Genomic DNA, 23,026 nt, shown 5'->3' with positions numbered 1-23,026 from the left:
GTTTCTATATCCGGACATTCTTCTTATACTCCTATACCATGAAAGGACAACAAAACACGGACTTCGATAGGATCGCTGATGCGATCTTTTATCTTCGTAAAAACTTTAAAACGCAACCTAGCCTTGAGGATGTCGCAGGCAAATTAAAACTTAGCCCTCATCATTTCCAGAGAATGTTCACAGACTGGGCAGGAGTAAGTCCGAAGAAGTTCTTACAATACACAACTTTAGAATATGCAAAAAGTCTGTTAAAAGAGACTGGCTCCTCATTGTTGGACATCGCCTTGGATTCCGGACTTTCAGGTACGGGAAGGCTTCACGATCTGTTTATTAATATCGAAGGAATGACTCCCGGAGAATATAAAAACGGAGGAAAGGATCTTTCGATTAACTATAGTTATGCGGAATGTCCTTTTGGAAAATTACTTGTGGCTTCCACTCCAAAAGGAATTTGTTATATTTCTTTTTTCGAAAGTGAAAAGAAGGTATTCCAAGATCTAAAGTCTATTTTTCCAAATGCTACTTATAACCAAACTGTGGATATGATCCAGCAAAACGCTTTATTCATATTTACACATGATTGGAGCCAACTTAGTAAAATAAAATTACATCTGAAAGGTACAGACTTCCAACTCAAAGTATGGGAAACTCTTTTGAAAGTCCCTATGGGAAAACTTTCCACTTACGGACATATCGGTGAACAAATGGGAAACCCTAAAGCGACCAGGGCCATAGGTACCGCGATCGGAAATAATCCTGTGGCATTTCTGATCCCTTGTCATAGAGTCATCCGTTCTTCGGGAGAATTCGGAGAATATCATTGGGGAAATTCTCGTAAAGTTGCCATGATCGGTTGGGAAGCCGCCAAAACGGACCTGATCAATAGGAACGATCTATGAATTTATTCCGACAAAAAACTGACCGAAATTATTTACCTTACGATGGGATCGTACAATATTTCGGGCCGATTATTTCCGATAGTTCTGCTGACGATTATTTAGATCTGCTTTTAAGAGATATTCCCTGGAAAAACGACGAGGCAATTATTTTCGGGAAACATATCGTAACCAAAAGGATGGTAGCCTGGTTCGGAGATTCGGATTACCAATACACTTATTCAAATACGACGAAAAAAGCGCTGCCTTGGACAAAAGAACTTTCCGAATTAAAAATTTTAACGGAAGAAATTACTAAAACCAAATTCAATTCTTGCTTACTCAATTTATACAATAATGGAGAAGAAGGAATGGCTTGGCATAGCGACGACGAAAAAGCTTTGGGAAAAAATTCCACAATCGCTTCCTTATCATTCGGAGCAGAAAGAAAATTCTACTTCAAACATAAATCCACTAAAGAACGGATTTGTTTGATATTAGAGCATGGAAGTTTATTGGTCATGAAAGAAGCGCAAGAATCCTGGCTCCATAGTTTGCCTAAAACCAAATCGGTAAAACAACCCAGAGTAAATTTGACTTTCAGAACTATGCTTTATTAAGACAGGGGTTCTAAAAATTTTCGAGCTAAATTAGCCGCAGCATAATATGCGGGAGAAGGATTAAATTCAAACTCCTTCAAACAAACTTCGGTAAATTTGATCGCGTGTTCGTCTCCGTGTTCTATCGCCTTTTCTATCATTTCCTCTCTAGATTCATTTTCTATTCTTTGAGGAAGTTCCAAATTTAACTTTTTACCGAATGCGGAAAACAGTGCAGCTCCGGACTGCCATGAATATCTCAAAATGGATTTTTTTTCATACTCATTCAAAAAAGGCAATATACTTCTGAGCGCGGAAACACTTGTTACGGAATGAATGAAAACGATCGCAGATAGATTATCTTCCACATTATTCAGCACTACTCTGGAAAATCCTTCCGAAAGACCCGAGATAGTTTCCTCCGGCTGATTAGAAACGTTTAGATATCCGATCACAGGTGAAAAATTCTCATAATCTCCTAATCCTTGCAGAGAAGAAACAATTGTGCCTGAAAAATTTTTAGATTCTTCCGGTACAAAGTCCACTTTTCGAATCGCATCTTCCGGCTGTAAACCCAGCAACGAATCGAAAGAAGTAGGCAATTCTAAATATGAAGATGCCCAAACCGCTAAACCGGATGCAAGCTCTCTCTTCCTACGTTTAGTTTCTTTTCTGGATAAACTTCTGGCTGCGTGTCCCGTGCGGATCACTCCATGAGTAGCATCTGCACAAATCCCTGGAGCAAGTTTAACCGCCCATTCGGAAATAGTTTTTTGCCAGGGGCCTACTTCCAGCTCTGTATTAAAAAAATTCTCCCACTCAGGATAAGTGTCCGGCATTCCTAAAAAGTCTTTCCAATCACCGCTATAAATTTTGTTTCTAGGTTTCTTTTTTTCTAGGAACTGGTTTCCGTATCTTTCCAACCAAGGAAACAGACTTTCCTTTTTGCCCATGGTTAGCAATGCCTCGCAGGCCATAGGAGCATGATTGCTTAATCCGTTTTTTAGGTCGGGACCGAAAGGTTCCAAATATTCTAAAACTTTTTCCATCGTGTCCTCTTCTTCCATATAGCCCTATCCGTCTTGATCTCTATGAACTATTATATTAAAATAACAGAATACTCTCAAAACCTCTTAGGATCTTGAACTGGATCCCATTCTCGGAAGTTTTTCGTATCAAATATTCCATCCCTGTTTTTACATCGTCTCCCAAGCTCAAGTTAGGCTCCAAGGGTTCACTTAAAGGTTTAAAAAAATTATCCCAATGTACGGGAATTACCATCTTGGGTGAAGTTTTCGCAACGGTTTCTTCGTAATATTTAGCCTTAAAATCTTCTTCTTGTTTGCCAAGCATTGCAATCCCTAAGAATAGGATATCAGCCTTTAGGCCGTCCAAAGCGTTCTCTACATAATTCGTACTTCCTTTGATCAAGATAGAATGTTTTCCATGTTCCACAAAAAAGTCGTAGGTCCCACCTTCTATATAATCCTCCGCCTTAGCAGGTTGAGACAGAGCTTCCGTTAAATCCGGTCTGTTAGGGTCCGCTGCATTCGTTTTTCCTAAAATTTGAAAAGGAGGAGTATGTTTTGAATTCAGCACAGTGATCCTAAATTTACCGATCTGGATCTTTTTGCCGGGTTGGAATAATACCAGCTGTTCTTCCGGAACCCCTCCCCCCTTTCCGATCTGAATTGTGGAAAGAGAGCCATATAACTTTGCTCCGGTCTCCTTGGCAATAAAAGGAGAATCCATAGAATGATCGTAATGGGAATGGCATACGAAAATTCCCTTTAAACGTTTAATGCCTGCAAGAAGCATAACGTATTTGATCTCCTGTTCATCGGAAGAAATTTTCGAGAACATAGTATGTAAGAGGGAAGGTCGGGAAAAAAATCCATCCGTTAAGATCTGGGTTTCGCCGTCATCTAACAGAATGGAGCTGGTCCCTAAAAATACCGCTCTTACCTTTCCCTTTGGGATCTCCGAAGAAAGATCTTTTGGATCATTACCGATAAAATGTTCCTTATAGTCCTGGATATTTGCGGAAGAAGTCAGACAGTTCTGTAATAATACGACCGCAGTCAAAAAGCTAAAAAAAATGGACCTGGAGCCTACTATGTTCATACTACCTACCGAAAATAACTTTCATAAAGTTATATACACTTTAAACTTCTGCCAAGTAGAAATTCCTAATGACACCAAAGTTCTTTAAGACCGGAAAGGAATTCCGTTCCTGGCTTTCCAAAAATCATAATAAAGAATCCGAACTTCTTTTAGGGTTCTATAAAACGAAATCCTCTAAAAAAGGAATTTCTTACGGAGAAGCGATAGACCAAGCATTATGTTTCGGTTGGATAGATGGGATCAGAAAGGGAATAGACGAAGACAGTTATTCTGCCCGCTTTACCCCCAGAAAAAGAGGGAGTATTTGGAGTAAGGTCAATATAAAACGTATCCAAGAGTTGATCCAAGAAGGTTTAGTCCAAGAGTCCGGTTTGCAAGCCTTCCATTCTGATAAAAAGAAGACCGCACAATATTCATTCGAACAGAGTGAAATAAAGCTGCCCTCGCCTTATAAAAGACAATTCCAGGAAAATACAAAGGCCTGGGAGTTCTTTAAGAACCAGGCACCTTATTACCAGCGAACATCCATTTGGTGGGTGATTAGCCCAAAAAAGGAAGAAACCAGACTCAAAAGGTTGGATATCCTTATCTTCGATTCCAAATCCCAAAAAAGGATAGATGCAGTCACCTGGAAAAAGAAGGAGACCAAAGAAGCCGACTAGTTAAATTTTTAGAATCACTTTAACTTAGGATCTTGTCCTGGCAAAGTAAAATAAAAGGTCGCGCCTTCTCCTTCTTTGGATTCAGCCCATACGTTCCCGCCGTGGCGGAAAGCAATTCTTTTGACTATGGCAAGCCCTACTCCGGTACCTTCGAAATCCGAATTGGAATGTAATCTCTGAAAGACACCGAATAATTTATGATAATATTGCATATTGAAACCCGCACCGTTGTCTTTAATATAAAAAACGGTTCCTTTTTCGGATTCAGTAGAACCGATCTGAATGACAGGTGATTCTACTTTTTTGGTGTACTTGATCGCATTCGAGATCAAATTCACCAAAAGTTGTCGCACTGCAGGCGGATCCGCTCTTACATTCGGAATATCTTGTATTTCAAAACGGATTTCTCTTCCCGATTCGAAGTTCATTAATTCTTTATATACTGTCACGGCTAATTCTTTCATGGAAATTTCTCTTTCGGCAAGCTCTGTTCTTCCCAACCTGGAAAACTCCAAAAGATCATCCACCAAATGCCCCATCTGTTTAGCATTCTCTATAATTTTGCCTATGATCCTCCTCCCCTCCGCATCTAAATTCTCTCCGTAATCTTCGAGAAGGATCTGAGTGAAACCGTTAATCCCTCTGATGGGCGCTCTTAAATCGTGAGAGACGGAATAAGAGAAGGATTCCAATTCCTTATTGGCCAAAACCAACTGTTCAGTGCGAACCTTTACTCTTTCTTCCAATTCATTGTTCAATGATCTGATCTCATTCTCAGCTTCCTTACTTGCGGTAATATCCTGGTGGACTACGATCACTTCTAAGATATTTCCGGCAGTATTTTTGACTGGATAAAGCACCATTTGTAGCCAACGATCTCTTCCTGAACTTCCGATCAACTTAGGATCATAAGGAAATGGTTCGGATATAGCGGGATCTCCATTAAACGCTTTCTCCACATAAGGAAAAAATCCTGCTTCCTTTATTTGTGGATCTTTTAATATATTATAATCGACTAATACATCTCTCCTGGTGTTCCACATTTCTTCCCAGGCAAAATTCGCTCCGGTACAAACTCCTCCAGGATCGTATGTCAATACTGGATAAGGGAATTGTTCTATAATTGTCCTGAATCTATTCTCGCTCTTGAATAGGTCCATCGTTTTGGAGGTGACTAACTTCTCCAATTCGTGATTCAACTCCGAAAGTTTTTGCTCCGCGTTTGCCCTTGCCATATCCGATCTTTCCAATTGTGTGGCGACAAACCAGACAAGAACAAAAAAGGTAAGTATGATTCCTGTCATCAAGAACCCTACCCCTAGTTCCAAACTGACTGGGTTCAATTTGTTCAAATAGATACGAAGATAACCGAACAGAACGGGAACGATGATCAAAAATGGGATTAATACGCGAGCTAATATCCCTCCGGAACTTTTGCTCGTAAATACCTTCATAAATCCGGAATTTCCATTGATCAATAGTAGAGCAAAAGAAAATAAAATGAAACTAATGGCTGTGTGTATCGCCATCGGAATGTAAGAAAGGATCCCATAAAATTCCTGGACCTGATATACATAACCGATCACAGAAAAAAGGCCGATCAAAAGCACCAAAATACATAGGTAATTAGAGATGGAACTTAAAACTTCCTTTCGAAAGGAAGTTAAAAAAACAGCGGAACTAAGTACTACAAAATCTAACGCCGTATTCGGAGCCATTCGGTTCGGAACACCTTTTATAATATCTTTTGCGATCTTATCCGAAAAAAGGACTTTATCCATCCCGAGGTCGAATCCGCTAACGATGGAATACAATTTAGAAAGACCCACAAAGAAGACGAGTAACGCAATTAAACGAATACAATTGCGAGATGTCTTTGAATCGGGCCGATTTAAGATAAGATAAAGTGCAAATCCTATAAATACGAAAGAAACAGCGGACATCGGATTCATTGCCACCATATTCTCTCTCGGTCGCTTTAAGATCTCAATATCCAATAACCAGCCGATTAAGACCAAAGATCCGATCAATGAGGGAATAAGAATTAATGCGTTATGCTTACTTTTCAAGAGAACTTCCGGATATCCTTCGGAAAAAAATTTCTGATTTTAGCTTAGGATATAAAAAGGGATTCCGATTTGGAATCCCTTTTTTAAATATTATGAATTCTAACCGCTCTATTAAGCAGGCCAAACAGCGAGGATAAGCCCGATTGCGGCCAAAGAAACCAAATTATATCCGGCATTTATAAAAAATAATTTCCATGATTTTGATTCCCAAGCCACAGAGCCTAAAAGCATCGGTATATAAAAACCTAGCCAAGTATAAAAAGCAGCATAAGCTCCGTACATCCAAGCAGGTCCATCTCCAGGAAGGTTCCAAGAAGAAGGCTTCCAAACAAATAAGCTGTGAGCTAAAACGTATGCCGTTAGAAAAGAACCTATGATCATGATGACCATAGATCTAATCATCGCCTTGTTATCGGGTTGCATATTTTCATAACCCATTTCTTTTGCCCAGACCTTACCGAAGATCGGACCGAACCAAAGAAATCCGATGACTACGTTTGCAAGAACTCCAACCAAAATTGCTAAATAATTTAACGGTATTACCGGTAACATAAAGACTCCTATTTCTCCCCGTGCTTTTTAACAGACTACTTTGCTTGGTCAACTAATTTTGAAAGGAAACTACTGGATCCAAAATACCGTTATCTCTTTTTTAAATGAGCTACGGATTCCTCGATCGCCGACCTAAATTGAGAAAATCTTTTCAAAACGTTATCAAAATCCGTTTTACTTAAAGTATAGATCTCGCATGTAGTTGTAGCTCGAACAGTTGCGGACCTTGGTGCGTCCATCACCAGCGCTAGTTCCCCGAAAAATTGTCCTTCTTGTAAGCTCAACAAGATCGTTTTCTCGTCGGAGTCCAAAATGTCGACAGATCCTTCGCTTAAAATATATAGGTCGTCTCCTTTTTCCCCTCTTCTGAAAATCGTATCCCCTTCCAAAAAGATCATTGGTTTCATTGAAAAGACGAGACTAGTTACCAATGCCGGATCCGCACCTTTCAAAAAAGGTACCTTCTCCAATAGATCACGGTGTAATTGGATCTTTACTTCTCTTCTTAATGATATAGGAAGATCGTTCAAAAGAGCGTTCTCGTCCTCTCCCCATCCTCTGTCTATAATGTACATGTAATAATCGCGGACCCTTCTGCGAATATTTTGGGAAATATTTCTGGCTTTCAAAAACGAATCTACCTGAGCCATTTTTTTCCTTTGAGCGGCTTTAGCAAGATCCAGGCTTCCTAAAATACTGGCTATATTTCCGATGACGGTAGCATACACGCCCGCACCCAATATCATTACGAATATCGTATATATCCTTTGCGAATCGGTCGAAGGTGTGATATCCCCATAACCTACCGTTGCAATAGTCGCCACGGTCCAATACAGAGCGATAATATACTCGGACCATCCGGTTTGATAATCCAAGAGATCATCCACATATAACCATCCGACGGCGCACCAATGAGCGACTAATGTTGCCCAAAAAGCAAAGAGGACCAATCTCAGTATTCCAGGAGTCGGCTGGAACGCAAGATTGATCCTTTGCAAGATATCCGATATCCGAAATACCTTTAAGATACGGGTAACGCCTAATAATAGATACAAATAAGGATATTGGGACTGTTGGAGCCCGAAAATCGTGGTTGTGGCATATTCCAAAGGTAGAGCAGCAATCAGGTCGATAATAAACCACGATCCCAAATAGTCCTTGATCACTTGCGAACGGGTTAAGATCCATTTACCGTCTTTATATTCCGGAGTAAAACAATTCCAAAGAATATCCAAAGCGAAAACGAAATCGATGAAGAAATAAATGCAGGTAAGGAGTAAGTTCGGGTCGTAGTTAATAACGATCCGCAGGGGGGATTCAAGGGAAGCCCAAAAGATACAGATAAATACAAGTATATCCCAATAAACCCTAATCCGATTTTTCAAGGTTATCATAACTTTACCGAAAGGTTGTTATACATATCGGACGGAATAAAATCATTCCTACAGGAGAACAAAAGAAAAATATAAAAAGAGTTAACCTAAATATTCCAGAACGACCATTGCCATGTCGTCATGGGAACTTTGTTCTTCTTCCGTAAAATGTTGGATCTTTCCGATCACTGAATTGCAAAATAGTTCAGGCTCTAATTCCGAAAAGTTTTTGAGAAGATCTAGAAATCTGTCGTCTCCGTAAAAATCCCCTTCTTTAGACCTTGCTTCAGGGAGACCATCGGTATAAAGAATGAGCTTATCTCCTTTAGTCAATTCAGTCTTTAAGGTTTGATAGTTCGGAGTGGATAAAAACTCATTGATCGCAATTCCTGTAGGGCGATAAGTCTCATGTTTTCCATTCGCTTTACGTATCAATATCGCTTCCGGATGTCCCGCGTTTGCGATCAAGATCCGCCCCGATTCCGGATAGAATGTGATCATGGTCGCAGTCACAAAATTTCCGTTCAGCTTCCCCATAAGCTGAGCTCTCATTTTTGCAAGCATGTATCCTGGATCACTTAAATAGTCGGACCAATCTGCGAGAGCCATTTTTACCATGGCAGCCAACATCGCAGCTCCTGTTCCATGCCCGGTCACATCGCATATAAATATCCCGAGAGCTCTGCCGGTCCGATCGGAAATCAGATCTACGAAGTCTCCTCCCACATGAAGCATCGGAATACATCTATATGCAATTCTTACGTTATGTGTTTTAGGAAGAACGGAAGGAAGAAGTGAAAATTGGATCTTGCCTGCGATAGCAAGGTCTTTTTCTATCAATTTTGCCTTAGCTTCTATTTCCAATTTTTGCTCTTCTATCGTCTTAGTCCTTTCGATCACTAAGGTTTCCAAGGAATCGTTTAGAGTCTTTTGCATCTCCAGATTTTCTTTCTGTGCTTCGAAAATCTTACGCTGCGCATCTTCTTTTTCTTTTTTGAGAATATTGATCTTATCCGCTAATGCGAACGAGAATATCAGGGCAGACATGGAAGAACCTATATACAGTCCATCGTCCGCCCAATTGGAAACTCCTACAATATTAGCGAATTTTAAAACTACAAACATTCCGGAAATACATAGGAAACTGAATGCCAATAAAAAGTATCTAGCGGGTCTATAATTTTTAAAAAAGCAAATAGAAGCGGCAATCAAAACCAAAGAAGGAGCAAGAATGCTCAAAGCCAAACCTACTTTAACTGTAAGCTCAGGAGGAAAAAACAAAGGAGAAAAAGTCAGAAGAACATGAATTCCCCAAGTGAAATGAAGAGAATAATTCAAATAACGATTTATATTTTCTTCCGTATTCAAAAACTTTTGGGCAAATAAAACCAAGGAAGACATACATATTCCGGTAAAGACTACATACAAATTCCTCTGTAGATCCGGATGTTCGGACCAAAGATATTGGAATCCGTGACCGGTAAGCACCAATTGTATCCCGAAAAATCCGAAAATATTAATCACAAAAAACAGATAACTTATATCTCGAGTGGATAAGAATATCAATAAATGATAAAGGATCATCACACACATGATCCCATAATATAATCCAAGACCTAAATGAATATCCGCGTTATGATGGTAGAATGTTTCGGGATTCCATAGTAACAAAGGAAAAACCAAACCGCCACTCGTGTTTAACTTCAGGTAAAAAGTACGGGTCTGTTCGGGTTGGAAATCTAAGGTATAGATGAAATTTCTGTGATTTACTTTTCTAACTGGATAAGGAAAAGCCATCCCGCTGGAATTGACTAACTCCTGTTTACCAGAAGTATTCTCCGCAAAAAAGTCCACGCGGTCAATATTCGTATAATCTATTTCTAAAATTTTTCGGATCTGTGTTTTTTCCGGGTTTTTAAGGGTTATCCTGATCCAATAATCGAAGTTAGTCTGCCCGAAGTTTAACGGGTCCATATCCGATTTCTTGAATTTTTTGGAATATTCCGCTGAGGATACCTTCTCTATTCCGAGCCCCTTATGCGGATCTTCCAAAAAATAGACCTCAGTACTAATTCTTTTACGTTCTACTTGGGAAGATAAAGGGATGGCCTCCTCCGAAAATAAAGACGAGGCCGAAAAACATAAAATTAGAACAAAAGCCCTTAATAAGTACATTGGAATACGTTTGTAGGAATATTTTACTCCTCCCTTCTTTAGGAAAGAATAAAATAGCCTTTTCAAGTTCCCAATAACGGATGATTTGTCAGTGCCGAATCCCGCCGGAGGGATCCGGCTATTCTTCCACTTCTTCTAATTTACGCTCGTGAGTCACGGGGTATAAACGTTTTAAGTAAAGTTGAGTGGCCTTATCATCCGGGAAGATCGAGATTACATTCTCAAACTGTTGTTTTGCATCTTCGAACGAGTTGGAATAGAATGCTTTTACACCCTTTTCGTAGGATTCTTTGGTCTTTAATTTCAGATCCTGATATTGCGGTTCATCCCCATCGAACACTTCATAAACGGAAACAGGTCTTTGTTTTCCTTTTACTTTAACTCTGTCCAAAAAGCGGAAATGAAACTTGCCGTCTTTTTTGACCTCTTCAATCGTACTCTCACTGACTGCGATCCTAGATCCATATACCTTAGTAAGACTTTCAATTCGAGAAGCAAGGTTGACCGTGTCGGAGATTACAGTACCTTCCAATCTTTCTTCCGCTCCTATCGTCCCAAGCATCAAGGAACCTGAATGTATTCCTACTCCAATCTGAATAGGAATATATCCTTGGCGATGTCTGTGCTCGTTATATTCCTTTAAATATCTCTGCATTTCGACGCCGGCGGACACCGCATCTATTACGTTTCTTTGAAATAATGCCATGATCGCATCTCCGATAAACTTATCAATAAACCCGTTATGCCTTTGTATAATTGGGCTCATCCTACTTAAGTAAGAATTGATAAAATTAAAATTCTCCGCTGGAGTCATTTGCTCGGATAATGTAGTAAAGGAACGAATATCGCTAAAAAGGACTGCCATCTCTTTTTGGATCTGATCCCCCAATCTCACATCCAGAATAGAGTCTTTTCCTAAATTTGCCAAAAAGTCCTTCGGAACAAATCTAGCATACGACTCTGTGAGAATTTTTTGCATCTCTAAAGTTTTTGCCTGAGCTTCTTCCTTCTCCTTCTTCATAATATTAATACGATCCGCCAAAGCGATGGAAAGAAGAATGACTTCCATAGTGGAACCAAGATACAGACCATAATCCGCAAGAAAACCGGGACCCAAAACGTTAATAAAACGAAGAACTACAACTGTTCCTGAAACTGTAAGAACTGTGAACGCCAAGAGGAAATAACGTGCAGGACGAAATTTTTTCAAGAAGCTAATTATAGTAGCCGTCGGTATTAAAATCAGAGCCGGCAGAGTGAGAACCAATGCTAGTTTTACGGTAACTTCCGGAGGTAGAACCAATGGGGTAAATAACAGTAACCCATGTGCTACTACCGTCACTTTCATGGATTTGTCCAACCACTTCGGAACATTTTCCTTAGTATTTAAAAATCTTTTGGTAAAAAGTAAAACGGAGGCGATAGAGATTCCTGTAAAAACCACATAAAAATTCCTTTGTAAAAAAGGAAACGCAGGCCATAGATACTGGAATCCATGTCCTGTTAAAACTAACTGTATTCCTAAAAATCCTAAAATATAACAGACATAGTAAAAATAACTTACATCTCTTACGGAGAAGAAGATGAAAATATTATAGAGGATCATTACGATCATCACTCCATAATATAAACCTAAACCGTGTTGAACGTCCGCATTGTACTGAGAAAATGTATCCTTATCCCAAAGAGTAAGCGGAATATTCAAGCCTCCACTGGTCCAAGTCATCAGATAATAAGTTTTTTGCTGCCCGGGCTGCAAATCGATCTGATAAACGAAATTTCTATTCTTAAAACTTCTGGCGGAAAACGGAAAAAGCATCCCGCTTTCTTCTTTAGAGTATGTGCCGTCAGAATTCGGTTTATAAAATTGCACTATATCAATATTACTATAATTGATCTCCACAAGTTTGGAAACGGACTCGGGAGTATCGTTTTCGAAAGTTAGTCGAAACCAATAATTGTAATTCAACTGACCGAAATCCAAGGAATCCTTATCGGATTTTATAAACTTAGATTCTATGTCCGGTTTAGAAATGTCCTCAAAGGTCAACTTTCTCTCCGGATCTTCAAGATAATATACGGACTTACCTAAAGGTAGTCGTTCAATATCTTTATTAACATAGATCTTATCTTCTGCAGACAAGGAAGAGCTTGCGAATAACGCAGCGGAAATGATATAGAGAATAATACTTTTACAATTCATAAATTACCGAATTTTAAACATTTATTAGATGGACATTTTTCAGATGGAACATCAGATATGTGACGAATGAATCCTCAAACAATCGTCACCTCGATAGAAATCCAGGCATCTCCTGAAAAAATATGGAGTATTTTTACCGACTTCTCCAAATTTCCTTCTTGGAATCCGTTCTTAAAAAGGATTCTCGGCAAACCGGTGCAAGACGGAACGATTATTGTTTTCGATTATTATTTTACGGGAGTGTATTTGCCTACTAAGGCATTGATATACGAACTCACCAATTCTAAATCCATATCTTGGAAAGGTGCCTTCCCACTCTTTTTCAAATACATGTTTGCCGGAGATCATCGTTTCACTTTCGAAAAGATCACCCCAGGACGCACCAAATTCAGCCATACTGCGATCTTATCAGGGATTATGCCTAGTGTATTTAGTTCGCATATCCAAACCGCAGTACGTAATTCACATATAAAAATGAACCAAAAGTTAAAAGAGTTAAGCGAAGATAATTTTTAATTCGCTTATCAATCAAAAACTCCTTTTCTCTTCCATGATTCGAAATTTCGAGCTCCTTTTTTGGCCATGATCGGATAGATCAAAGACAATAAAGAAGGAAATAATAGCGCAACTCTAGCAAGCAGTCCTTGTGAATAAGGAACATAGATCTCCGCCTTATCAGTTTGGATCGCTTTCCAAATTGCTTTAGCAACCGCAGAAGGCGGTAAAGGCGGATTGATATAAGCCATCGGAGAACTATCTCTAGACGCCATATACTTGGTCATGGGAGATTGAATTGTTCCTGGCAGAATAGAACTCACCCGTACACCGATTTCTTTCCATTCCAGATACAAACTTAAAGCAAACCCTCTAAGCGCAAATTTAGTCGCACTGTAAATCGAATGATTAGGAGCCGGAACAATCCCCGCTAAAGAGGATAAGATCACCAATTTTCCTTTGGAATTTTTGAGATAAGGCATTCCGAGCTTAGTCAAGCGAATGGTGCCGATTATATTGATCTCTATCTGCTCATCTATCTCATCCTGGCTAAGGTTTTCAAATTTGGAAGGCCTCATAATCCCCGCATTATTCACGAGGACATCGATTTTTCCGAATTGTTTAATACATTCTTTGATCGCTTTTTCCGAATCTGCGGCTTTCGAAATGTCGCAAGGAAACACAATATGATCTTTTCCTAATGTATCTGCGAACCTTTTTAGATCCGAGGATTGCTTTTGCAGATCGGTCAAAAAGAGGAGATATCCCTTTTCGGAAAGAAGGGTTGCAGTTTCCCTGCCGATCCCTCCTGCTGCTCCTGTTAGAAAAACGACTGGGCGGCCTTTCTCAGACATATTTATCCTTTTTTAACTCCGTTGGAATTCTTACGCAGGAACTCCACTATCCTAGGGAACACGTCCTTATCGCTCTTTTTCCCCATCAAAGTATCCTGATGGCCATAACCCTCGGCGATAAACAGTTCGTTTTTATTTCCAGGATTCAATCGATTCAATGTTTCGTAAGCTATAATATTAGAATCTTTGAATACTTTATTTTTATCTCCGGTCATAAAAAGGACCGGAGTTTTGACCTCGGAGGCATTATCCAAATAATTGTTTGGAAGGGAATCATAACGACCGTCTGTAGGTCTAAACTTGATCATAGCCTTGCGCCCTACAGCTTTCCTGATATGTCGATAATAGTTCATAGAAGTCGCCCCGAATAGGTCACCCACTCTTCTGTGAGTAATATCGGGAAGATTTGCATGTTCGTAACAAGCAGGCCATCCTGTCCCCCACATCAAGCTCAGCATATGGCAAGCAGGCTCGTCACATTCGTGATGAAATAAACTTACGAACTTTGCAAGAACCTTACCTGAGGCAAATCCCGGTAGATAATGCCAACGTGGATTCACGTTCGGAAATCTAAAAACGGATTCCATTAAGAATGGAGAAAATGACAGCTTGATCTTAGACCACGTAGGCACGTTAGGAGTTAGAGACACACTATTCGAGACCACGCTAGTGACCCCGTCGATCTTTCCTCCGAACAAGCTCATGAAGAAGGAGATGGATCCCACACAATGTACGACGAAGTGGATCCTTTTTCCAGGACCGACAGCATCTCTTATCACTTTTAAAGCCGCCGGCACATCATAAAGAGCTATATCGTCCAAAGTATATCTATGAGGGAAAAGATTATAACTGAAACGTAAACTTCCTCTCCAGTCAAAACTCCAGACATCGGTAAATCTGTTCTCATGCAGGTATGTCACAAGGTTCTTATGCTCGGGCATAACGAACATGTCCGTCGAAGTAGTAAGTCCGTGCATAAGAACTACGACGTCCTTACTCTCCTTCTTCTGAAAACGTACTAAATTGAGAGAAATTTTATCATCCGTAGTGAATGGATGAAAACTAACCTTTGCATTTTTAACTCCATCCAAAGTAAATACGGGAATATCTCTTTCTCTCCATAACTCAGGTTCCGCTTTTCTGAATTGGGCACCATAGATTTCCCATAGATTTCCCATGAACAATTCGCCGAATCTGAATAAAGCATCCTTTCGTTCAGAAAAAGTACGACCGTTGGATTTGAAGGTCGTCATCTGCTTAATAAAATCTTTTTCTAATATATGTAAGATCCCTTTTGCAAGTACTTTGGCCTTAGGTTCCGCTTTTTCATCCACGTATCCTTCGTATACGGTTGTATATAATGTTGAAGTATCTCTCCAGATATTCAAGATACCGTCGTCCACTACCTTCTTAAATCCGTTTAAAGTGATTTTCTTTCCCGCTTTGTTCTTTAGGAACAAACGGTATTTCATATGTTTTTCATTGGCAGAGGGTTTGCCATAATCCACAAAGCAGTTAAAGATCCCTTTTTCTACTTCGAATCTTCCGCCTAGAGGTTGGCATTCTACCCAACCGATCGCTTCTCCTGTTTCGTCGGGATCGTATACGAAAAACTGAGTGTCGTTCACGCGGATAGTTAGGTGAAACATCAAATAATTCCCAGCCTTCTTTCCCGCATTATAATCTTCTTGATAATTAAAAGATCCGGGCATGGAAACGAAACCTTTCATTTCCTCAGTGAATTCCAAACTTACCGGATGCGAATTGACTCCTGTCTTGCCTAGCTTGGATTTGCCGGCATTCTTCTTTGATTTATTTTTTGTCGCTGTAGCCAATCGAATATCCTACCTTAAACTTGTATTCGGCTTCTTGCCCGTAATTCCTTCCGCCACCATTTCCGAAAGGGCGGAAATAGTCATAGAAGGATTAGCACCCACTGCAGTAGGTAATAAACTACCGTCCGCAACGTACAAACCTTCGTAACCGAAAACCTTACCGAAAGTTTTAGGATCCGAAGAGCAAACTCCAGTATTGACCGAAGTCCCCAAAACGCAACCTCCAAGAGGATGAACAGTAACGTTATTACGGACAGGCCATGAATAAGTCGGCATCGGAAACCTAGTCTTTGCGTCTGTGAATTTCGCGAACTTTTTGTTCACGTCCATTATAGTATTATAAAGTGTTAGATTTTCTTTTTGAGGCCACTGTATCTGAAGATTTCCCTTTTTATCCAGATACATCTTCCCATCGGAAGTATCTATCCCCATACACAGAAGAACTGCGGAAGTATAAGAAAGATCTCCTTTTAAAGCTTCGCTAAAAAGAAATCCGACTCTTCCGAAAATTTTTCCGTTTATGATACTTTTGAATAACTCTCCGATAAAATGGAAAATATAGTTCAACTTGAAGATGATTGGTATTGCGCCCGAAACAAAATAAGAAGCAAATACCGGATAGCTTGCATCTTCTAGTAAGAATGCTTTTTTTGGATCAAAACTGGAAAATAAATTATAATCCGTATACTGAGTGATTACCGGGCCATAATTAGGGTCTGCGGGCTTCTTCCCTTTTGCAGTAAAAGAAAGAAAGTCACCATTCCCTGAAAATTGAGTCCCGAGTTTATCCGAGATCTTGGTTAAGGTCTTAAACTTTGTCTTACATTTTAGCAGAAGTTCCGTAGATCCGAGGGTTCCCGCAGAAACCACGATACGTTTCGTGTCTGCAAAAGACGCTGAAGAATTTCCATTTTGTAAGTTCAAATAGTGAACCCTATAGCCGAACTCTCCCGACTGAGAAGGATCCTCTTCTCCTTTTTTATTCAAAGGTACAATTTTAGTGGCAAGATGTTCCGTTTTGATCTCAGCTTTGTTGGAATTCCTAGCTACAAATAGATAATTCAAGTCCAGGGTGTTTTTAGAATGTGTGTTGCATCCCACATCGCATTCTGCGCAGTAGATACAGGAAGTTTGAATCGCTCCAAAGCGGTTTTTTTCCTGAACCCCGATCGGAGTAGGCTTTTTAAAATCATTCCCAAAGAAGACGTTTATGTCGGCTTTTTTGGAAACTCTGGATTCATGTTTAGCAAAATTTTCATATAATTCAGTACGGACTACCTTTCGCCTGTCCTCTCCATTGTCCGGAATAGGTCGGGAGCCTAAGATATCTTTTACTATTTTATAATAAGGTTTTAAATGTTTCTTTTTAACAGTTTCAGGCCAACGATGATCGAAAATATGATCAGGCGGTTCCAAAAAAACATTTGCATAGATCAAAGAACCCCCGCCAAGACCTGCGGAGAGAACTACATCTAGTTTTGGATAATTACGAATATCGAATAATCCAGTTTGCCTGCCTGCCCTTTTGAACTTGGAAGATCTAGGAATAGGACCTTCTTCCGGAATGTTCCAGAAGTTTTTTGACATTCCCTCCGGAGATCTAGGAAAAGAACCTTTAGGATATTCTTTCCCTCGTTCGAGTACTAAAACTTTGCCTGGCCATTTTTTAGACAAACGACAGGCATTGATCGAACCGCCAAATCCGGTTCCGATTATTATAGCCTCGTAAAATTTCAAGTAGGCCTCCTAACGTCGAAAAATCTACTTATTTGCCGCATTTAGCTAAAAATAGCAATAATTAATTGATTTTATTTACGTTTTTTGAATGATTCACATCCTAAATGCCAAAGAGTAAAATTAAATATATCGTAATCTCCGACATTCACCTGGGAGCATATAACAGTTTACTTACATACATCGAAGAGTTCCCTGATCCTGTAAAAGATTCGGATAAGTTCAAAGTAAATCCTCAAAAAACTTCTCCTGCACTTGCGGAACTTCTAAACTGTTTAAAACATATCGTTCACTCGGTAAACGGTTCTTCCAAGCCTCCTCAGTTCATATTATTAGGCGACGTGCTCGAATTAGCGTTAGGGGATATTAACGCGGCATCCATGACTTTCGAAAGATTTTTGGAAGTTGCATATAAGGAAACGAAACATCACTTTTCGGAAAGTATTCTCTATATTCCGGGAAACCACGATCATCATCTTTGGGAAACTGCAAGAGAAAAGCAGTATATAGACTACATAGCGAACTTAAAGCCGAATCAATATATCAACGACACTTGGCACACTACAAAGATGGTAAATCCGGACTTCATACAATCCGATTTGCTCACAGGAATTCTAAGAAGAAATAAGAAATTAAAAAGAGCGGAAGCAGTGATTGCCTATCCGAATTTGGAAATTTCTTCTAAGAACGGAAAACGTTCCGTATTCTTAACTCATGGACATTTTTTAGAAAATATTTATTCTTTAATGAGTACGATGCAAAGGATCTTACTCCCTGATATTGATGAAACTCCGGATGCTCCTAAACGTAATCGATCCGTTTGGAGTAAAATGAACGATTATAACCCATTTAAAAGGGCTAAAGAAATCACCACCCCGAAATCCATTTACGTTCTCGAGCGAGAGAATTTTGCATGGATCGACTTCTTCTGGTCCACACTCGGAAGATCCGGAAAAGTGGGAACAGGCATCGGACTTATTTATGATATGCTCCAGGACTCAAAAGCAGTCGGAAAATTAGCACAAAACGTATCCGCCTATTTATTAAGAAATTTGAATCTTCCCTTTTTACTTCGTATATTAGGGATCAAATGGCTTCTCTATAAAGGTTTTTCTTACATTCTTACTAAAATCGTAGTAAAGGTAGGACAGGCGGAAAGAGGAATGTCGAATTCCGTCCTAAGCGATGAGGTAGTCCATAATATGGATTCTTACTTAGGGGAAACCCTTCCTGCGCAATGGAAAGCGGAGACACGAAAGAGTAAAAGAGAATTCCCTAATGATTATACATTCATCTTCGGTCATACACATAAACCATTCGCTGTGGAGACCCAAGATCTAGGGTTAAAAGTTCAAAGTAAAGAAGTGTTCAACACAGGTGGATGGGTAGTGGACACCATCCAACCGATGACCTCTCACGGAGGCGCAGTGTTATTTATCGATGAAGATGCAAACGTGGCTTCATTTAAGGTTTATACGGAAGGAGAAATAAAACCTGGCTTCTTGGTTCCGGACGGCAAAACGAATCCGATGTATGAAACGTTAGTGGAAACCATAGATCTCCAAAATAAGAAATTTAGCGCATTATCCAAATCCTTAGAAGAAGAAATTCGCCTGAGAAGAAGATACCTAAAAGTCAGGGTCAAAGAATAAATTAAGATTTTTGCAAATAGCTGGAGGGGATAACGGAGATCTCCTCCGCCTTCCCCGCACCCGCGTTACTCTCGAAAATTTCGGAATAATCCCTAAAGTTCGTTCCCATTATTCTATCCCAAAAATTGAAATATAGACTGTAATTCCCATGAAACTTCTGGTGATGTAGATTATGATGGGTAGAGGTATTGATCCATTTCAAGATCGGATGAGTAGTCCAACCTTTAGGAAAAAATTCATAACCTAAATGCCACCATATATTCATGATCATTGCATAGAATGTATGGATTAAAAAAACATAAAAGTGCAGAGGAAGTATACAAAGTGCGGGAACAACATATACACCTTCCAGAAAAGCCTCTACCCAATGGAAATTATAAGCAGCCATAGGAGAAGGGTTTACGGATTTATGATGGATGGAATGCACATAAGGATAAATTTTTCGGTGATGCATTATTCGATGGGCCCAATAAAACCAAGTCTCATGCCAAATCGTAAGTAATATAAAGCTGAATATCGCGTAACTCAGTCCATATTCTGCAAAGTCCTTATAGGTTTTGATATGAAGTATCTTTAGTTTTCCTAGAACATATACAGAAACGGCAATTGTGCTGAACATGATTAGAGTGATCGCAGATTGTTTTAATTCGAAGATAATCCTTTCCTTTTTAGGAAAATCCTTTTGGATCCTGAATTTTTGAAAAAGGTCCTTTTTCCAAACCCAAAAGATCAGAAACGCAAGACCTGCAATCGGATAATACCGCAGGAAATTCATTTTTAATTGATAAAGAGCAAAGCCAGAAATGCAATATTCCCAACTTAATTCACAAACGAATCTCATTCTAACCTTCCACCTTTTAGAATAACCGATTTTAAAGAATTAGTCTTTCAAAAAATAGATCGACGGATCCGAACAAAACCGTCCTACTAATCGATTCTTATGGCATTCAAAAGAAGTATATTCGCAAGCGCGTCCGAAGACAGATTGGAAAACCTAGTTTTAGAAAGATTAAAACCGGGAGCCGATAAGGAAAAAATAGATGCCCGAATCTGGGACTTATTCGGAGAAGTTTGGTGTATTATGTTCACCGACCTTTCCGGATTTTCGAGAGGTGTAGAAAAATTCGGAATCATTCATTTTCTACAGACCATCCATGAGTCTGAAAGAGTATTAGTGCCGGTCATAGAGGATCATGATGGGATCCTTCTCAAATCGGAGGGAGATAGTTTTTTAGTGATCTTCCGAAACGTAGCCAAAGGATTACAAGCTGCGATCAGAATGCAAAAGGAATTATTAGAATATAATAAGGACAAGATCCCTGAAGAAAAAATACTTCTCTGTGTAGGACTCGGTTACGGCAAAGTTTTAAAAATAGGAGACTCAGACGTCTTCGGCTCGGAAGTAAACACAGCAAGTAAGTTGGGAGAAGATACTGCGGAAGCGGGAGAGATCTTAATTACCCAAACCGTTTTCGATAACGCACAAGATACAGGTTTAAAGTTTGAACCTATCAAGGATGTTCCGGCCGGAACTAAGGGAGCGTTTAGGGTGATTTATTAGAGAACAAAAACCCTTCTAACTTGTACCATAAATTATAAATAGATAGGCCCGGTCTGAATAACCGGGCCCAAACTAAATAGATGATCGATCGTTTATGGAATTAATTTAGAAGGTATATCCTTTCTATCGATTTCTTTCCTCTGGGTTTTATTCTGACTGTGTCTGTAATCGGAAATAGCCTGGTAGACCGATTTTCTAACTCGATTAATCCCTCCAAGAGGTTTATGCTCCGGAAGAGAATGCCATGGTGTATAAGAAACGTTCTCACAAAGTGAATCCATCTTATCATTTGTAAATTCTTGCTTAGGTATTAGAATTTCCGCGACAGGATAAAACGAAGAAACCTCTTCGTCCCAAACGACTGCAGGATCTTCTATTGGCATAGACTTAGCGTCTTTTTGGATCTGGACCATAAAAGTAAAACAAGCAGAAGACTCCTTCAGTTGTTTACTCATCGTTTCTCTCAAATAATTTTCCGTAGGAGTATCTGGTATTTCCAATTTAGTTTCAGAACAAGGTTTTACAGAGTATTTAACCGCTTTTCCTTCTCCAAAAGCATAAGGAGTCGTAGACCAATAACGAATTTCTAATGGACTGGATATTTTTTTACCTCGGATTGCTCTTACTTTGGATAGGCCTCCTAGTTTCCAAGTAAATGGATTCCAGCCGAAAAAGTAGGAACCCGGTTTACCGGCAAAAGCTGCCTCAAATAAAGCAAGATATTCGTCCGGAGCGCCAACTGGAAGAACAGGATGATTTATCAGTAAAAAATCCTGAGTCTTTTCTTGTGCCTCTTCAATCAGGATCTTTTTTCCTGGCACATCGAAAAGTTTGATCCCTATTCCTCGAATATCTCCTTCCAGATCCGCTTTCGGCTTTTGAGATCCATTAGAAAAACGAATTAAACTTTGGTAGGATTTTCCAGGCTGAAAAATCCCCAATTTATACTGAGGATCTATATCTTTTTTTACGTTAAAGGTAGCCGCCACGCAGCCATGATGTTTTGGATGCGCGTCCCTTCTGACGACAGCTCCATCTTTATAAGATTCCTTAATCGAGGTAAGGGTCAGCTCCAAAGTCCGTTTAGCGATAGATTCTTCCTCAGGAAAAGGATACTCTTTTCCAAGTTCTGCCGAATCCGGGATTTTTACGTAAGGTCCCCCGCAGGAAGTGGAGAATACCAAGGAGAAAAGAAGTAAGATAGAAAGTTTTTGTCCCATGGCCTGATTCTTTCCTTCGAAATTCTTTTGTCGATATAAAAGAAGGAGAGATCGGTATCGGGTATATAGAAATAAAAAAGGGACCCTTTTAGGAGTCCCTTCATCAAGCTTATTCGCGGTCTCATGCAACCGCGAACTATTATTAAAAGATTCTTACCAGCGATAGTGGCTGAATGCTTTGTTAGCATCTGCCATTTTACGGATATCTTCTTTCTTCTTGATTGCTGCTCCGGTGCCTTTTTGAGCCTCGATAAATTCTGCAGCAAGTTTGTTCGCCATACCTTTCTCGTTTCTGTCCCTGGAATAACGGATCAACCATCTGATCCCAAGAGCCAAACGTCTTTCTGGACGAACTTCGATAGGAACTTGGTAAGTCACACCACCCACGCGGCGGGATTTTACTTCCACCTGAGGTTTAACGTTTTCTAATGCTTCTTTAAAAGTAACGTAAGGATCGTTTCCTGTCTTCTTTTGGATGAGATCCAAAGCATCATAAAATAAAGACTCTGCTACGGATTTTTTTCCGTCCAACATCAAGCAGTTGATAAACTTAGCGATGTTTGCATCTCCATAAACCGAATCCGGCTGGATCTTGCGTGGTTCTACTTTTCCTCTTCTTCTAGACATCCTAAACTCCCTTACGCCTTAGGTTTTTTCGTTCCATACTTAGAACGACTCTTACGACGTTTATCGATACCGAGAGTGTCCAAGGTACCACGGATAATATGATAACGAACCCCTGGAAGGTCTTTTACCCTTCCCCCGCGGATCAGAACAACGTTGTGCTCTTGCAGGTTATGTCCCTCTCCGGGAATATAAGCGGTCACTTCGATACCGGTTGTTAAACGAACCCTTGCAACTTTTCTTAAAGCTGAGTTCGGTTTTTTCGGCGTGAAGGTAGTCACCTTCGTGCACACTCCCCGACGTTGGGGGCTACTTTTTAATGCAGGAGATTTAGATTTGTTAACCTGTTTCTTCCTGCCGTGACGTATAAGTTGGCTAATTGTAGGCATGAGTTTCTTCTTTTTAGCAGGCCGGTGACC

The 23,026-nt window shown here is 39.8% G+C and carries 20 protein-coding genes; 6 read left to right on the top strand and 14 right to left on the bottom strand.

Annotated features, from left to right (window positions below; genetic code table 11):
* The first annotated feature begins 38 nt into the window (after positions 1-38).
* Together LEP1GSC185_RS06240 and LEP1GSC185_RS06235 are read left to right on the top strand one after the other, a co-directional pair.
* Entirely contained in the window at positions 39-899 is an 861-nt protein-coding gene (locus LEP1GSC185_RS06240; protein WP_008594105.1) for a bifunctional helix-turn-helix domain-containing protein/methylated-DNA--[protein]-cysteine S-methyltransferase, read from the top strand.
* Positions 896-1,495, top strand: a complete 600-nt coding sequence (locus LEP1GSC185_RS06235) for an alpha-ketoglutarate-dependent dioxygenase AlkB family protein (RefSeq protein WP_008593729.1) — start codon at positions 896-898, stop codon at positions 1,493-1,495. The genes LEP1GSC185_RS06240 and LEP1GSC185_RS06235 overlap by 4 nt, the downstream gene beginning before the upstream one ends.
* Here LEP1GSC185_RS06235 and LEP1GSC185_RS06230 read toward each other — a convergent pair.
* A complete protein-coding gene (locus LEP1GSC185_RS06230) occupies positions 1,492-2,541 on the bottom strand; it encodes a questin oxidase family protein (RefSeq protein WP_008595148.1) in 1,050 nt (349 codons plus the stop codon). The genes LEP1GSC185_RS06235 and LEP1GSC185_RS06230 overlap by 4 nt on opposite strands.
* 37 nt (positions 2,542-2,578) lie before the next feature.
* Complete coding sequence (locus LEP1GSC185_RS06225; RefSeq protein ID WP_008595438.1) at positions 2,579-3,598, bottom strand: MBL fold metallo-hydrolase; 1,020 nt, start codon at positions 3,596-3,598, stop codon at positions 2,579-2,581.
* 68 nt (positions 3,599-3,666) lie between these two features.
* On the opposite strand from LEP1GSC185_RS06225, the gene LEP1GSC185_RS06220 reads away from it, so the two are divergent.
* On the top strand, positions 3,667-4,260 hold the full coding sequence (locus LEP1GSC185_RS06220; RefSeq protein WP_008594598.1) for a YdeI/OmpD-associated family protein: 594 nt from the start codon (positions 3,667-3,669) through the stop codon (positions 4,258-4,260).
* A 14-nt stretch (positions 4,261-4,274) separates the two neighbouring features.
* Here the strand turns inward: LEP1GSC185_RS06220 and LEP1GSC185_RS06215 are convergent, their stop codons facing one another.
* The 5 genes from LEP1GSC185_RS06215 to LEP1GSC185_RS06195 form a co-directional block, all read right to left on the bottom strand.
* Positions 4,275-6,329, bottom strand: coding sequence for a sensor histidine kinase (locus LEP1GSC185_RS06215; RefSeq protein ID WP_008594022.1), 2,055 nt, complete (start codon positions 6,327-6,329; stop codon positions 4,275-4,277).
* A gap of 111 nt (positions 6,330-6,440) precedes the next feature.
* Positions 6,441-6,881: a DUF1761 domain-containing protein gene (locus LEP1GSC185_RS06210; RefSeq protein WP_008594879.1), complete on the bottom strand. Its 441-nt coding sequence runs from the start codon at positions 6,879-6,881 to the stop codon at positions 6,441-6,443.
* 89 nt (positions 6,882-6,970) lie between these two features.
* Positions 6,971-8,275, bottom strand: a complete 1,305-nt coding sequence (locus LEP1GSC185_RS06205) for a cyclic nucleotide-binding domain-containing protein (RefSeq protein WP_008595756.1) — start codon at positions 8,273-8,275, stop codon at positions 6,971-6,973.
* A gap of 81 nt (positions 8,276-8,356) precedes the next feature.
* Positions 8,357-10,495, bottom strand: a complete 2,139-nt coding sequence (locus tag LEP1GSC185_RS06200; RefSeq protein WP_008594713.1) for a 7TM diverse intracellular signaling domain-containing protein — start codon at positions 10,493-10,495, stop codon at positions 8,357-8,359.
* A 52-nt stretch (positions 10,496-10,547) separates the two neighbouring features.
* Entirely contained in the window at positions 10,548-12,632 is a 2,085-nt protein-coding gene (locus LEP1GSC185_RS06195) for a 7TM diverse intracellular signaling domain-containing protein (protein ID WP_008593610.1), read from the bottom strand.
* A gap of 66 nt (positions 12,633-12,698) precedes the next feature.
* Between LEP1GSC185_RS06195 and LEP1GSC185_RS06190 the strand changes: the two genes are divergently transcribed.
* Entirely contained in the window at positions 12,699-13,148 is a 450-nt protein-coding gene (locus LEP1GSC185_RS06190; RefSeq protein WP_008593860.1) for an SRPBCC domain-containing protein, read from the top strand.
* 8 nt (positions 13,149-13,156) lie between these two features.
* Here LEP1GSC185_RS06190 and LEP1GSC185_RS06185 read toward each other — a convergent pair whose 3' ends face one another.
* Genes LEP1GSC185_RS06185 through LEP1GSC185_RS06175 form a run of 3 tightly spaced genes read right to left on the bottom strand, consistent with a single transcriptional unit; the run spans position 13,157 to position 17,553 of the window.
* A complete protein-coding gene (locus tag LEP1GSC185_RS06185; RefSeq protein WP_008595040.1) occupies positions 13,157-13,981 on the bottom strand; it encodes an SDR family NAD(P)-dependent oxidoreductase in 825 nt (274 codons plus the stop codon).
* A gap of 2 nt (positions 13,982-13,983) precedes the next feature.
* The gene (locus tag LEP1GSC185_RS06180; protein ID WP_008593639.1) at positions 13,984-15,816 is read right to left on the bottom strand and encodes an alpha/beta hydrolase; all 1,833 of its coding nucleotides are present in this window, start codon (positions 15,814-15,816) and stop codon (positions 13,984-13,986) included.
* Between the two features lie 9 nt (positions 15,817-15,825).
* Entirely contained in the window at positions 15,826-17,553 is a 1,728-nt protein-coding gene (locus tag LEP1GSC185_RS06175) for a GMC oxidoreductase (RefSeq protein ID WP_008595037.1), read from the bottom strand.
* 104 nt (positions 17,554-17,657) lie between these two features.
* On the opposite strand from LEP1GSC185_RS06175, the gene LEP1GSC185_RS06170 reads away from it, so the two are divergent.
* Positions 17,658-19,202: a metallophosphoesterase gene (locus tag LEP1GSC185_RS06170; RefSeq protein WP_008594582.1), complete on the top strand. Its 1,545-nt coding sequence runs from the start codon at positions 17,658-17,660 to the stop codon at positions 19,200-19,202.
* Between the two features lies 1 nt (position 19,203).
* On the opposite strand, the gene LEP1GSC185_RS06165 is transcribed toward LEP1GSC185_RS06170, so the two are convergent.
* Positions 19,204-20,043 carry a sterol desaturase family protein gene (locus tag LEP1GSC185_RS06165; RefSeq protein ID WP_008595720.1) on the bottom strand — a complete coding sequence of 280 codons (840 nt, stop codon included), beginning with the start codon at positions 20,041-20,043 and terminating at the stop codon, positions 19,204-19,206.
* A 99-nt stretch (positions 20,044-20,142) separates the two neighbouring features.
* On the opposite strand from LEP1GSC185_RS06165, the gene LEP1GSC185_RS06160 reads away from it, so the two are divergent.
* Positions 20,143-20,763, top strand: coding sequence for an adenylate/guanylate cyclase domain-containing protein (locus LEP1GSC185_RS06160; protein ID WP_008594412.1), 621 nt, complete (start codon positions 20,143-20,145; stop codon positions 20,761-20,763).
* Between the two features lie 92 nt (positions 20,764-20,855).
* Here the strand turns inward: LEP1GSC185_RS06160 and LEP1GSC185_RS06155 are convergent, their stop codons facing one another.
* From LEP1GSC185_RS06155 to rpsL, 3 genes are all read right to left on the bottom strand, one after another.
* Entirely contained in the window at positions 20,856-21,983 is a 1,128-nt protein-coding gene (locus tag LEP1GSC185_RS06155; RefSeq protein WP_008595470.1) for a catalase family protein, read from the bottom strand.
* Between the two features lie 153 nt (positions 21,984-22,136).
* Positions 22,137-22,610: a 30S ribosomal protein S7 gene (gene rpsG / locus LEP1GSC185_RS06150; RefSeq protein WP_008594381.1), complete on the bottom strand. Its 474-nt coding sequence runs from the start codon at positions 22,608-22,610 to the stop codon at positions 22,137-22,139.
* An 11-nt stretch (positions 22,611-22,621) separates the two neighbouring features.
* Positions 22,622-22,996, bottom strand: a complete 375-nt coding sequence (gene rpsL, locus LEP1GSC185_RS06145) for a 30S ribosomal protein S12 (protein WP_008596375.1) — start codon at positions 22,994-22,996, stop codon at positions 22,622-22,624.
* Positions 22,997-23,026 lie beyond the last annotated feature (30 nt).

Origin of the sequence: Leptospira licerasiae serovar Varillal str. VAR 010 (assembly GCF_000244755.1) — a bacterium.
Lineage (GTDB): Bacteria > Spirochaetota > Leptospiria > Leptospirales > Leptospiraceae > Leptospira_B > Leptospira_B licerasiae.
Note: the sequence above shows the minus strand (reverse complement) of the source record. Positions and strands in the feature narration are given on the sequence as shown.